The organism is Agrobacterium sp. BT-220-3, from assembly GCF_025910175.1.
Lineage (GTDB): Bacteria > Pseudomonadota > Alphaproteobacteria > Rhizobiales > Rhizobiaceae > Agrobacterium > Agrobacterium oryzihabitans.
In genome coordinates, this window is the sequence record NZ_JAPAIX010000005.1 from 235,104 (window position 1) to 247,619 (window position 12,516).

Annotated in this window: 11 protein-coding genes; 10 read left to right on the forward strand and 1 reads right to left on the reverse strand. The window is 60.9% G+C overall.

What is annotated here, in order from left to right; all coding sequences use genetic code 11:
* Nucleotides 1-15 precede the first annotated feature (15 nt).
* On the reverse strand, nt 16-387 hold the full coding sequence (locus tag OK142_RS15985; protein ID WP_035243172.1) for a hypothetical protein: 372 nt from the start codon (nt 385-387) through the stop codon (nt 16-18).
* A gap of 376 nt (nt 388-763) precedes the next feature.
* Between OK142_RS15985 and OK142_RS15990 the strand changes: the two genes are divergently transcribed.
* The 10 genes from OK142_RS15990 (at nt 764) to iolB (ending at nt 12,427) form a co-directional block, all read left to right on the forward strand.
* A complete protein-coding gene (locus OK142_RS15990) occupies nt 764-1,936 on the forward strand; it encodes an ABC transporter substrate-binding protein (RefSeq protein WP_003499193.1) in 1,173 nt (390 codons plus the stop codon).
* Nucleotides 1,937-2,038: 102 nt separating this feature from the next.
* The gene (locus tag OK142_RS15995) at nt 2,039-2,902 is read left to right on the forward strand and encodes a branched-chain amino acid ABC transporter permease (protein ID WP_137039651.1); all 864 of its coding nucleotides are present in this window, start codon (nt 2,039-2,041) and stop codon (nt 2,900-2,902) included.
* A gap of 1 nt (nt 2,903) precedes the next feature.
* Nucleotides 2,904-3,911 (forward strand): branched-chain amino acid ABC transporter permease, encoded by a 1,008-nt coding sequence (locus tag OK142_RS16000; protein ID WP_498683843.1) that lies wholly within the window; start codon nt 2,904-2,906, stop codon nt 3,909-3,911.
* Nucleotides 3,908-4,672 (forward strand): ABC transporter ATP-binding protein, encoded by a 765-nt coding sequence (locus OK142_RS16005; protein WP_003499190.1) that lies wholly within the window; start codon nt 3,908-3,910, stop codon nt 4,670-4,672. The genes OK142_RS16000 and OK142_RS16005 overlap by 4 nt, the downstream gene beginning before the upstream one ends.
* Nucleotides 4,653-5,369: an ABC transporter ATP-binding protein gene (locus OK142_RS16010; RefSeq protein ID WP_498683844.1), complete on the forward strand. Its 717-nt coding sequence runs from the start codon at nt 4,653-4,655 to the stop codon at nt 5,367-5,369. The genes OK142_RS16005 and OK142_RS16010 overlap by 20 nt, the downstream gene beginning before the upstream one ends.
* A gap of 329 nt (nt 5,370-5,698) precedes the next feature.
* Nucleotides 5,699-6,514: a MurR/RpiR family transcriptional regulator gene (locus OK142_RS16015; protein WP_082184861.1), complete on the forward strand. Its 816-nt coding sequence runs from the start codon at nt 5,699-5,701 to the stop codon at nt 6,512-6,514.
* Nucleotides 6,515-6,725: 211 nt separating this feature from the next.
* A complete protein-coding gene (locus OK142_RS16020) occupies nt 6,726-8,642 on the forward strand; it encodes a bifunctional 5-dehydro-2-deoxygluconokinase/5-dehydro-2-deoxyphosphogluconate aldolase (RefSeq protein WP_498683846.1) in 1,917 nt (638 codons plus the stop codon).
* Entirely contained in the window at nt 8,639-10,465 is a 1,827-nt protein-coding gene (iolD, locus tag OK142_RS16025) for a 3D-(3,5/4)-trihydroxycyclohexane-1,2-dione acylhydrolase (decyclizing) (protein ID WP_498683848.1), read from the forward strand. The genes OK142_RS16020 and iolD overlap by 4 nt, the downstream gene beginning before the upstream one ends.
* 1 nt (nt 10,466) lies before the next feature.
* Nucleotides 10,467-11,375 carry a myo-inosose-2 dehydratase gene (iolE, locus tag OK142_RS16030; RefSeq protein ID WP_498683849.1) on the forward strand — a complete coding sequence of 303 codons (909 nt, stop codon included), beginning with the start codon at nt 10,467-10,469 and terminating at the stop codon, nt 11,373-11,375.
* Between the two features lie 239 nt (nt 11,376-11,614).
* Complete coding sequence (iolB, locus tag OK142_RS16035; RefSeq protein ID WP_498683851.1) at nt 11,615-12,427, forward strand: 5-deoxy-glucuronate isomerase; 813 nt, start codon at nt 11,615-11,617, stop codon at nt 12,425-12,427.
* Nucleotides 12,428-12,516 lie beyond the last annotated feature (89 nt).

The following is a 12,516-nucleotide window of genomic DNA, read 5'->3' on the forward strand; positions in this document are numbered from 1 at the left end:
CCCGCAACGGACGGCTTACTTCTCCGGCGTGACCGCCAACTTGTGGTCACGCTGCTTCTGCAAAAGCCTCTTGCCCTTGCTCAGAATATGCAGATTGGCGGCATCAAGTTTGTTGTACCCGGCCTGAATAATATCGAGATCGGCCACGTGACCGACTGCTGCCAGTTCATGCATCACGTCGCCAATAGCGACATCGACGCTCGGCGTCGGCAGGTTCACCACATCCTCCACCGCAGCGCGCATGCCCTGCGCGTCTCCGCCCATGACGTGATACAGCGCCAGCGCCTTGCGAAGAAATGCTTCGCGGCGTTCGATCTTGTTGGTGAGTATACTTTCGCCAACGCGATTCCGCATCAACTCAACAACTCTATTTTGATATTCGCCCATCAGACACCAAATAAAGTTCACAATATGCTTCGGGAGACTACGGAGAATCCCCTTAGAACTGGTTAAGGCACGTGGCTTGCGCGGGTATGACCGCCATTTTCGTGCCGGGCCGCCGAGGCCGTTTTTCATAACGGGATATTTCAGTGCGGCGTGCCGAAACGACCCTCGTCGAGATGGCTGCGGCACCGCTGCACATTGAGAATCACGGGATGATCACTATTGTGAGATCTCGCATAGGAAAGACGCGGCGGGACGGGCATTGATAACCGTCAGGTTATTTATCATCCCCCTTATTTCATTTTACTTTGGCCATCGCACTCATCAATCTGGCAGTCTGGATCGGTGGAGGGAGCCACGGATCAATTGGGAGGAAATCATGAAATTACGGATCACCGCCGCAATCGCGGCCATCTGTTTCAGTTCTGCTGCTTATGCCGAGACGATCAAGGTCGGCGTGGTTGGTCCGTTCTCCGGCCCCTTCGCATTGCAGGGCAAGAACTTCAAGGCCGGCATAGACGCCTGGTTTGCGCTTCACGGCAACAAGGTCGGCGATGACACGGTCGAGGTCGTTTATCGCGACGTGCCGCAGGCCGATCCGGCGCAGTCCAAGGCGCTGGCGCAGGAACTGGTGGTGAAGGAAGGCGTGCAATATCTCGCCGGCTTCTATTTCACACCTGACGCCATGGCCGTTACCCCGCTTCTGAAACAGGGCAATGTGCCGATGGTGGTGATGAATGCCGCCACGTCGGCCATCGTCACGAAAAGCCCCTATGTGGTGCGCACCTCGTTCACCACGTGGCAGACGTCGAGCCCCATCGCCAAGGTGGCCTTTGATGGCGGCGTCAAGAAGGTCATCTCGCTGGTCAGCGATTACGGCCCGGGCGTCGATGCCGAGAACGCCTTCAAGGCGGCCTTCACCGCTGCAGGCGGCGAAGTTGTCGAAAGCATTCGCATGCCGCTTTCCACCAATGATTTCAGCCCCATCATGCAGCGCGTGAAGGATTCCGGCGCGCAGGGCGTTTTCGCTTTCCTGCCATCCGGCCCGACAACGCTCGGCTTCGTGAAGGCCTTTAACGACAACGGCCTGAAATCATCCGGCATCAAGCTTTTCGCGCCGGGTGACCTCACGCAGGAGTCCGATCTGCCGGCGCTCGGCGAATCCGCACTCGGCATGCAGACGACCTTCCACTATGCCGTCTCGCACGATTCACCCGAGAACAAGACCTTCGTGGAAGCTGCGGCCAAGGCCATCGGCAACCCCAAGGAACTGTCCTTCCCCTCAGTCGGCGCGTTTGACGGCATGTATGTCATCACCAAGATGATCGAGGCGACGGGCGGTAAGCAGGATGCGGAAAAGGCGGTCGAGGCGGTGAAGGGTCTTTCCTGGACAAGCCCGCGCGGCCCTGTCAGCATCGATCCCGAAAGCCGCCACATCACGCAGAACATCTATCTGCGCGAGGTCGCCAAGGGCGATGACGGCAACTATTACAACAAGGAAGTCCAGACTTTCGAAAAACAGGGCGATCCGGGCCTCGCTGCCGCGAAGTAACAAGACATAGACGGCAGCTATTAAAAACGGTCGAACCGCTCTCGCAGCGGTTCGGTTCCGGCCCGGGTCGGGCATTGCAGCACCGGGAGGAGCTTTTTCAGCATGCAGACGGTCTTCAGCATCCTTGTCGATGCGCTTGCCTATGGCATGGTGCTTTTCATCATCTCCATCGGCCTTTCGGTGACGATGGGGCTGATGCGGGTGGTCAATCTGGCCCACGGCGCCTTTGCCATGATCGGCGGTTATCTCGCCTCCTATGCCGCCCATGGCCTCGGCCTCGGTTACGCCGCGGCAATCCTTGTCGCGATCGTCGGAACGATCGTGATCGCCATACCGCTCGAACGTTTCCTCTACCGGCGTATTTACGGTGCTCCCGAATTGACGCAGGTGCTGATGACCATCGGCATCACCTTCTGCATCATCGGCATCGCCAATTTCGTATTCGGCCCGACGCTCAAGACCATTCCGCTGCCGCAACAGCTGGCCGGCCCCACCGATCTAGGTTTCCGCACCATCGCCACCCATCGCATCTTTGCCATCGTCAGCGGTCTCGTCGTTGCGGCGGCACTCTGGTTCACATTCGAAAAGACCGCCTTCGGCATCAAGCTGCGGGCGGCGGTGGACAATGCCGCCATGGCCGCGGCGCTCGGCGTGCGCACCGAAGTCATCTATGCCATCAGCTTCGCCATCGCCGTCGGCCTTGCCGCCATGGGCGGCGTCATCGGCGCGGAATTGCTGCCGGTCGAACCCTATTATGCGCTGCGCTACATGGTCACCTTCCTGGTAGTCGTTTCGGTCGGCGGCGCAGGTTCCATTCCCGGCGCTCTGATCGCCTGCCTGCTGCTTGGCGCGATCGACACGACGGGACGTTACCTTGCGCCGGAATATGGCGAATTCTTCTTCTATCTGGCGGTCATCGTGATCATCACCTTGTTCCCGCGCGGCCTTCTTGGAAGGGCGAAATGAGATGGCGGTGCTCATGAACGACATCACTGAAACGGCAAAGCCCGTGAAAGCCCGCTCACCCTTGCGCGCGCTTGGCGGCCCCCTCGTCATCATCGCTGCGGCCATCGCCGGATATTTCCTGTTTCCGGACAATCTGGCGCTTCTGACACGCATCATCGCGATTGCGCTTCTGGTGCTCTCCATCGATCTCGTCACCGGCTATTGCGGCGTCGCGACGCTCGGCCATGCGGCGCTGTTCGGCGCCGGCGCCTATGCAGCCGGCATTGCCGCTGCCCATTTCAATATAACCGATCCGCTTCTGATGACCGTCATCGGGGCTGCCGCCGGCGGCGTCGCCGGCCTCCTGTCCGGCACGGTTCTGTTGCGGGCGCATGGTCTGCCGCAGCTGGTGCTGTCCATTGCCGTCATCCATCTTTTCCATGAGGCCGCCAACAAGGCGTCGAACTGGACCGGTGGCAGCGATGGCCTAGCCGGTGTCTCGCCCGATGCGCTGTTCGGCACCTTCGAGTTCGATCTTTTCGGCCGCACCGCCTATATTTACGGCGTCGTCCTGCTGCTTGTCGTCTTCCTTGCGCTCAGGGTCGTCGTCAATTCGCCATTCGGCATGCTCTGCCGCGGCGTCAAGCAGGACAGCATCCGCATTCAGGCCATGGGTGGATCGGTCAACGGCACGATTTTGAAGATGTTCGTCATCTCTGGCATCGTCGCCGGCATCGGTGGCGCGCTGAACGCCATTTCGACCCAGGTGGTCGGTCTCGACAGCCTCAGCTTCACGCTTTCGGCGGAGGGGCTGGTCATGCTGGTTCTCGGCGGCGCAGGCTCGCTTTATGGCGCGCTGATCGGCACCGTCACCTTCATGTGGTTCGAGGATGTCGTTTCGGCCGCCAACCCGTTCCACTGGCTCACCATTGTCGGCCTGCTGCTGATCGCCGTCGTGCTCTTTGCACCGCGTGGCCTTTACGGCGCGGGCGAACAGATCATCACGCGCCTGCGGGGAGATCGCAAATGAGCGCCATTTTCGAAGTATCCGGCCTGCAGAAGAATTTCGGCGGCCTCGTTGTTACGAACAATGTCTCGCTGTCTCTTTCCCCGGGGGACCGCACGGTGCTGATCGGCCCCAATGGTGCCGGCAAGACCACTTTCGTCAACCTCGTGACCGGCAACATCAAGCCATCCGCTGGAAGCGTGCGGATTGCCGGAGAAGACGTGACCGGGCTCAGCGCCAGCCAGCGCGTGAAGCGCGGGCTTGTGCGCTCCTTTCAGGTCACGCGGCTGTTTCAGGACATGACGCCGGAGGAACATGTCGCGCTCGCCATCCTGCAACGGGAAGGCAAAACGGGCCGGATTTTCGGCCGTTACCGTGCCATGCCATCAGTCATGAGCGAGGCGCGCGACATTCTCGGCACGCTTGGCCTGCTTGGCCTTGCCGAAACCCGCGTTCGTGAAATCGCCTACGGCCAGCAACGGCTGATCGAGATCGCGCTTGCCATGGCGCTCAGGCCCAAAATCCTGCTGCTCGACGAACCCGCCGCCGGCGTTCCCTCGACGGAAACGGCGCGCATCGAACAGGCGCTCGACCGCCTGCCCGCCGACCTCGCCATATTGATGATCGAACACGACATGGATCTGGTCTTCCGTTTTGCCAAACGTGTGGTGGTGCTCGCAGCTGGCGCCGTCATCTTCGACGGTTCGCCTGATGAAGTGACCAGCAATGCCGAAGTTCGCCAAGCCTATCTGGGAAGTTACGCCGATGCCCGCAGCGCCGCTTGAAATCGCCAACCTGACCGCCGGTTATGGCCCCACCCGCGTCATCGAGGGGCTGTCGCTTTCCGTTCCCGCCGGTTCGCGTTTCGCGGTGCTCGGCCGCAACGGCGTCGGCAAGACCAGCCTGTTCGCCACGCTTGCCGGGCAGACGAAGCGCTTTTCCGGCGATATCCGCATCGGCGGACAGGATATCGCTGCCTTGCCGAGTGCGGCCCGCGCCCGCGCGGGTCTCGGTTATGTGCCCCAGACCCGCGATGTCTTTCCGACGCTGACCGTCGAGGAAAACCTCTTCGTCGGCCTCAAGGGCCGGCCGAAATCCGCCATCGAGGAAGCCTACACGCTGTTTCCGCGCCTGAAGGAAAGACGCCGCAATCTCGGCTCGCAACTCTCCGGCGGTGAGCAGCAGATGCTCTCCACCGCCCGCACCATCCTCGGCCAACCCAAAGTGCTGCTTCTCGACGAACCGCTCGAGGGCCTCGCCCCCGTCATCTGCGAGGAACTGATGGCGGCCTTCTCCAAACTGGCGCAATCGGGCGAAATGACCATTCTTCTCGTCGAACAGCGCATCCAGATGGCCATCGACTTCGCCGACCACGCCATCATCATGGAACGCGGCCGAATCGTCTGGGAAGGGCCGTCGGTCGATCTTGCGGCGAACCCGGATATTGTTGACACCCATCTTGGTGTGGGTGGGCTGCACTGAGTGCATCCGGTTGAAAACCAGAATAGTTTTCGGTCGGAACGGCTTCTAGATTAAGGGACGCAGACAGCGCGTACATCTCCCCCTCATTCCTGTGCTTGTCACAGGAATCCAGCCAGCCAAGTCCTTGGGCTGAAACGACCCCTTTCGACGCGCAGACGCGCGTCGGCTGGATCCCTGTGACGGGCACAGGGATGAGGGGAGGATGTAGGACCACCTGTGGCCATATAGACTCATCCCACCTCATTTACCCCTTCCTAAAAAACCCAATGGAATAAAAATTCCATTGCAGTTAAAGTGCACACGATTTCACTCCGCACAAAGGAACGACAATGACGGCAATCGATGCGCCAGAATCCGTAAAGGCTTTTGAGGAGCGGCTGCTCCAGGTCGCGGAGGGGTTGCCCAAGCGATTACGCCAATGCGCCGACTATGTCGCTTCCAATCAGGATCGCATCGCCGTTTCCACCGTGGCCGAAATGGCTGAGGGTGCCGGTGTGCAGCCTTCGGCCTTTATGCGTTTTTGCCAGATCATGGGCTTTTCCGGCTTTTCGGAGATGCAGCGCCTGTTCCGTGATTCCTATGTCGGTGGCTGGCCGGATTATGCCACCCGGCTCGACCACCTGCGTGAAAAGGGCGACGAAAGCGCGTCCGGGCTGCTGGCGGAATTTGTGGAGGCCGGTCGTTCCTCCCTGGAAATGCTGCTGAAATCGGTCGATACGCGGCAGCTCGACGAGGCGGTCGCGGTGCTCGCAAAGGCGCGCACCGTGCATATCGTCGGTTTGCGACGTTCCTTTCCTATTGCCAGCTATCTGGCTTACGCCTTTGAGAAGATGAAGGTTCCGGCGGTTCTGCACAGCGCCGTCGGCGGGCTCGGCAATATCAGCGCCATCTCCCGCGAGGACGCGCTGATCGCGATCACCTTTTCCCCCTATTCGGCGGAAACCTTGGAATTGGCGGAAACGGCCCGCGCCAACGGCATTCCGGTCGTCGCCATGTCTGATTCCGCCGTCAATCCGCTGCGCAAATCCGGCGCAACGCTTCTTACGGTGACAGAGATCGATTTCGGCGCATTCCGCTCGCTTTCGGCCACGCTCTGTCTCGCCATCACGCTGGCCGTGGCTGTGGGAACCCGCAAAACTGCCTGAATATTTTTATTGAAAACGTAAAAAATAGAATTTATGATCCAAATCCATGAAACGGACATTCCATGATCGTCCGTCTCGTGACGGAGTTACGTGGGCGGAGGAGGCTCACCGGAGCGGGATGACGAAAGGTGCGGGCCAAGTCCCGCGCTGGAATGCCGCTCCACACATGTGAGGCTGACCGCCGCGATACGCGGTCCGAAGGAGGAACCTTTTGAAAAAACTTGATCTCATCACGATCGGGCGCTCGTCGGTCGACCTGTACGGTTCGCAGGTCGGCGGCCGTCTGGAAGACATGGCCTCCTTTGCCAAATATATCGGCGGCTCTCCCACCAATATTGCGGCGGGTGCCGCGCGCCTCGGCCTCAACAGCGCCGTCATCACCCGCGTCGGCGACGAGCATATGGGCCGCTTCATTCGCGAACAGCTGGTGCGAGAAGGCGTGGACGTGCGCAGTGTCAAAACTGACCCGGAGCGGCTGACCGCGCTGGTGCTGCTCGGCATTCGTGACCAGAACCAGTTTCCGCTGATTTTCTATCGTGAAAACTGTGCCGACATGGCGCTGAGCGAAGACGATATCGATCCCGCTTTCATCGCCGAAGCCGCTTGCGTCTGCGCCACCGGCACGCATCTGTCGCATCCGAAGACGGAAGCGGCCGTGCTGAAGGCGCTGAAACTTGCGCGTGAAAATGGCGCTAAAACCGCGCTCGATATCGATTACCGGCCCAATCTCTGGGGCGTGGCCGGCCATGGCGATGGTGAAAGCCGTTTCGTCGAATCGCAGAAGGTCACCGCCAAGCTGCAATCCACCCTGCATCTCTTCGACCTGATCGTCGGCACCGAAGAAGAATTCCACATTGCCGGCGGCTCGACCGATACGCTTGCCGCATTGAATGCCGTGCGCAAGGTCTCAAACGCGACGCTGGTGTGCAAGCGCGGGCCAATGGGTGCGTCGGTGTTCGTCGGCGAAATTCCGGCGAGCCTCGACGATGGCGAGACGGGTGAAGGTTTTCCGATCGAGGTCTTCAATGTTCTCGGCGCAGGCGATGGTTTCATGGCCGGGCTGTTCCGCGGCTGGCTGCGCGGCGAGGATTGGCCGACGACGCTGAAATACGCCAATGCCTGCGGCGCGTTCGCCGTTTCCCGCCACGGCTGCACGCCGGCCTATCCGAGCTGGGAAGAGCTGCAATATTTCTTCAAGGCCGGCATTCGCAACAAGGCGCTGCGCAAGGACGAGGCGCTGGAACAGGTGCATTGGTCGACCAACCGCAAGGGCGACTGGGACACGATGCGGGTCTTCGCCTTCGACCACCGCATGCAATTGGAAGCCATCGCCGACGAACTCGGCGTGAAACACGAGCGTATCGGCGCTTTCAAGAAGCTCTGCCTCGAGGCCGCGCAAACGGTTTCCGGTGGCAAGGCGGGTTACGGTATTCTCTGTGACGGACGCCTTGGCCGCGATGCGCTTTTCGCCGCCAGCGGCTCGGGTCTCTGGATCGGCCGGCCGGTGGAATGGCCGGGCTCGCGCCCGCTGACGCTGGAACCCGAACTCGGCAAGGATTTCGGCGGGCTGTCCGAATGGCCGCTTGAAAATGTCGTCAAGGTTCTGTGCTTCTACCACCCCGATGACAGCGACGAGATGCGCGCCGCACAGGAGGAGACGGTCATGCGTCTGTTCCAGGCGACACGCCGCAACCGTCTGGAAATGCTGCTTGAGGTGATCCCCTCCAAGGTCGGCCCGACCGACGATCTGACGGCCGCCCGCATCGTCGAGCGTTTCTACGAGATCGGCGTTTATCCCGACTGGTGGAAACTGGAGCCGATGAAGACGCGCGCAGCCTGGAAGAACGCCTGTGACGCCGTGCATCGCAACGATCCTTACGTGCGGGGCATCGTCGTTCTCGGTCTCGACGCACCGCAAAGCGAGCTGGAGGAGAGCTTCCGCCTTGCCGCCGGTTTCGATCTGGTCAAAGGTTTCGCCGTCGGCCGCACGATTTTCGCAGATGCTGCCCGGGCATGGCTCGGTGGCAAGATGACAGATCAGGAAGCGGTGAAGGACATGGCGCAGCGCTACACCAGCCTGTGCCGCATATGGGATGAGGCGCGCGCCAAAAAGGGAGAGGCAGCGTGAAGACAATCAGAATGACGGCTGCGCAGGCTATGGTTCGTTACCTCGCCGCGCAGATGAATGAACATGGCGAGACCTATATCGCCGGTGTCTGGGCCATTTTCGGCCACGGCAATGTCGCCGGCATCGGCGAGGCGCTTTATGGCATTCGCGAGGAACTGCCGACCTATCGCGGCCAGAACGAACAATCCATGGCGCATGCGGCGATTGCCTATTCCAAGCAGCTGCGCCGCAGGCGGGCCATGGCGGTCACCTCCTCCATCGGCCCCGGTGCCGCCAACATGGTGACGGCGGCAGCGCTTGCGCATGTCAACCGCCTGCCGGTGCTCTTGATCCCCGGCGATGTCTTCGCCAATCGCGGCCCCGACCCCGTGCTGCAGCAGCTGGAAGATTTCGGCGACGGCACCATGACGGTGAATGACTGCTTCCGTCCGGTCAGCCGTTATTTCGACCGCATCATGCGGCCGGAACAATTGCTCACCGCCCTTCCCCGCGCCATGCGTACCATGACGGACCCGGCCGATTGCGGCCCCGTCACGCTCGCTTTCTGCCAGGATGTGCAGGCGGAAGCTTACAACTATCCGGTCAGTTTCTTTGAAAAGCGCATCTGGCGGCAACGCCGCCCCGAGCCGGATGTCGTGGAATTCGAGGCCGCCGTCGCCGCACTGAAGGCTGCGAAGAACCCCGTCATTGTTGCCGGCGGCGGCGTGCATTTCGCAGGCGCCACCGAAACGCTGAAAAACTTTGCCGAAAAACATTCCATCCCCGTGGTGGAAACGCAGGCCGGCAAATCGGCGCTCGCCTGGGATCACGATCTCAATTTCGGCCCAGTCGGCGTCACGGGTGCCGAAAGCGCCAATATCGTCAGCGAGAAGGCCGATCTGGTCTTTGGCGTCGGCACCCGCTTTCAGGATTTCACCACCGGCTCCTGGGCGCTGTTCAAGAACCCGGACCGCAAGATTCTCGCCCTCAACGTGCAGCCCTATGACAGCGCCAAGCATGATGCGATCAGCCTGACGGCGGATGCGAAGATCGGCCTTGAAAAACTGTCGGCCGCGCTTGGCAGCCACCGTTTCGCGGCACCGGATGCAGGCCTCAAGGCGGCATGGTTCAAGAAGGCCGATGCCGATACGGCAGCGCCGGGCAAAGACAACGCCAACAGCCTGCCGACAGACATGCAGGTGATCGGCGCGGTGCAGCGCCAATCGCGTGACAACACCGTCGTCATGTGCGCCGCAGGCACCATGCCAGGCGAGCTTCACCAGCTGTGGAAATCGAAACTGCCGCTCTCCTATCACATGGAATATGGCTTCTCCTGCATGGGATATGAGGTGGCCGGCGGCCTTGGCATCAAGATGGCGGAACCGGACCGGGACGTGATCGTTATGGTCGGCGACGGCTCGTACATGATGATGAATTCCGAGCTTGCCACATCGGTCGCCATGGGCGTCAAGATCACGCTCGTCATCACCGACAACAGGGGTTACGGCTGCATCAACCGACTGCAGATGGAGACCGGCGGCGCGGAGTTCAACAACCTCTACGCCCACACCAACGTCAACCCGATCGCCATCGACTTCGTCGCCCATGCCGGCTCGATGGGGGCGGATGCACGCAAGGTCTCCACCATTTCCGAGCTGGAAGCGGCGCTCGCGAGCGCCCGCGCGTCCACCCGCACGACCGTGATCGTCATCGATACCGACCCCTATCCGACGCCGCAAGCGGGTGGTCACTGGTGGGATGTCGCGGTGCCTGAAGTTTCCGAACGCGCCGAAATCGGCCCGGCGCGCGCCCGTTATGAAAACCATCTCAAGGAAAGACAGTAAGATGATCCGTTACGGAACCAACCCGATCGCCTGGTCCAACGACGACGACCGCACGCTGGGCGCGCATATCAGCCTTGAACAGTGCCTCGACGAAACCGCAAAGATCGGCTTCGACGGCATCGAGAAGGGCCACAAGTTCCCGACGGAGCCGGAAGGCCTGAAGGGCGTGCTTTCGCCGCGCGGCCTGTCCTTCGTCTCCGGCTGGCATTCGCTGAACCTTTTGACCGACAGCATCGAATCCGAAAAGAAGGCGATGCAGCCGGCGCTCGATCTGCTGAAAGCGATGGGCTCAAAAGTCATCATCGTCTGCGAGACCTCCAACGCCATTCACGGCGCTGATGACACTGCGCTGGTCGACCGTCCGCGCCTTGCGGCCGAGGACTGGGCCAAGTTCGGTGCAGGTGTCGAGGCGCTGGCGGCCTATGCTGCCGAACAGGGCATCACACTCGTCTACCATCACCACATGGGAACCGTGGTCGAGAGCGAAGACGAGATCGACCTTTTGATGAAGCACACCGGGCCGAAAACCCATCTGCTGCTCGATACCGGCCATTGCCTGTTCGGTGGCGGCGATCCCGTGCGCGTCGCGCAGAAATACATGCACCGCGTCGGCCATATCCACGCCAAAAACGTGCGGCCGGTGATAGCCGATCAGGTACGGAACGAACGGCTTTCCTTCCTAGAAGGCGTTCGCCGCGGCGTGTTCACCGTGCCGGGTGACAGCGAGGGCGGCGTGAACTTCCCGCCGGTGCTGAAAGTGGCGGCCGAGCACAATTACAGCGGCTGGCTGGTCATCGAGGCCGAGCAGGACCCGGATGTGCGCAACCCCTTCGAATATCAGAGCCTCGGGCTGAAGTCGCTGAAGTCTTTTGCACGCGAAGCCGGGTTGGACAAGGCTCAGGCTGCCTGAACTGAGCAGGGGGCATCAGAGTGTATACGTCTGCGGATCATATGCTCCGGTGCAGCCCCCTCCACCCTCATTCCTGTGCTCGTCACAGGAATCCAGCCGACGCGCGTCGGCGCGGCGGAAAGACTCCTCTCAGCCCAAGGACTTGGGCTGACTGGATCCCTGTGACGAGCACAGGGATGAGGAAAACGCGGGAATAGCCGCCCGATAAATTAAACGACTGACCAAAAAGGAACACCACCATGACCTCACTTCTGCGCAAGCCGGTCGCGACAAGCGGCAAGGTGCACGATATCACGCCCCAAAGCGCGGATTGGGGTTATGTCGGTTTCGGCCTCTACCGCCTGAAACCGGGCGAGACGGCGGCGGAAAACACCGGCGATACCGAAGTTATCCTCGTGCTGGTCGAAGGCAAGGCGACGATTTCCGCCGGCGGGAAGGATTTCGGTGAACTCGGCGACCGCATGAATGTGTTCGAACGCAAACCGCCGCACTGCGTCTACGTGCCCGCAGGCTCCGAATGGTCGCTGACGGCCACGACCGACTGCACCGTCGGCGTCTGCACCGCACCCGGCGAAAAAGGCAGCCGCGAGGCGCAGCAGATCGGTCCCAATGGTGTGCAGCTGACGGAGCGTGGCAAGGGCGCTAATACGCGTTACATCTTCCCCATCGCCATGGAAGAACGCGATGTGGCCGACAGCCTGCTGGTAACGGAAGTCTTCACGCCGTCGGGCAACTGGTCCTCCTATCCGCCGCACCGGCATGATGAGGATAATTACCCCGACATGACCTATCTGGAAGAGACCTATTATCATCGCCTCAACCCGGCGCAGGGTTTCGGTTTCCAGCGCGTCTTTACCGAAGACGGCTCGCTTGACGAAACCATGGCGGTGGCGAACGGCGATGTCGTGCTGGTGCCCAAGGGACACCACCCTTGCGGCGCGCCTTACGGTTATGAGATGTATTATCTGAACGTGATGGCCGGGCCGATGCGCAAATGGCGCTTCAAGAACCATCCCGATCATGACTGGATTTTCAAGCGCGACAATCCGTGAGACATGCCGCAGCACCCTCATTCCTGTGCTCGTCACAGGAATCCAGCCGACGCGCGTCTGCGCGGCGGAAGGAGTCTTTTCAGCCCAAG

Coding starts and splice junctions, on each gene's coding strand:
- OK142_RS15995 (WP_137039651.1), top strand. CDS start 2,039: ATGCAGACGGTCTTCAGCATCCTTGTCGATGCGCTTGCCTATGGCATG.
- OK142_RS16015 (WP_082184861.1), top strand. CDS start 5,699: ATGACGGCAATCGATGCGCCAGAATCCGTAAAGGCTTTTGAGGAGCGG.
- OK142_RS15990 (WP_003499193.1), top strand. CDS start 764: ATGAAATTACGGATCACCGCCGCAATCGCGGCCATCTGTTTCAGTTCT.
- OK142_RS15985 (WP_035243172.1), bottom strand. CDS start 387: ATGGGCGAATATCAAAATAGAGTTGTTGAGTTGATGCGGAATCGCGTT.
- OK142_RS16005 (WP_003499190.1), top strand. CDS start 3,908: ATGAGCGCCATTTTCGAAGTATCCGGCCTGCAGAAGAATTTCGGCGGC.
- iolB (WP_498683851.1), top strand. CDS start 11,615: ATGACCTCACTTCTGCGCAAGCCGGTCGCGACAAGCGGCAAGGTGCAC.
- iolE (WP_498683849.1), top strand. CDS start 10,467: ATGATCCGTTACGGAACCAACCCGATCGCCTGGTCCAACGACGACGAC.
- OK142_RS16010 (WP_498683844.1), top strand. CDS start 4,653: ATGCCCGCAGCGCCGCTTGAAATCGCCAACCTGACCGCCGGTTATGGC.
- OK142_RS16000 (WP_498683843.1), top strand. CDS start 2,904: ATGGCGGTGCTCATGAACGACATCACTGAAACGGCAAAGCCCGTGAAA.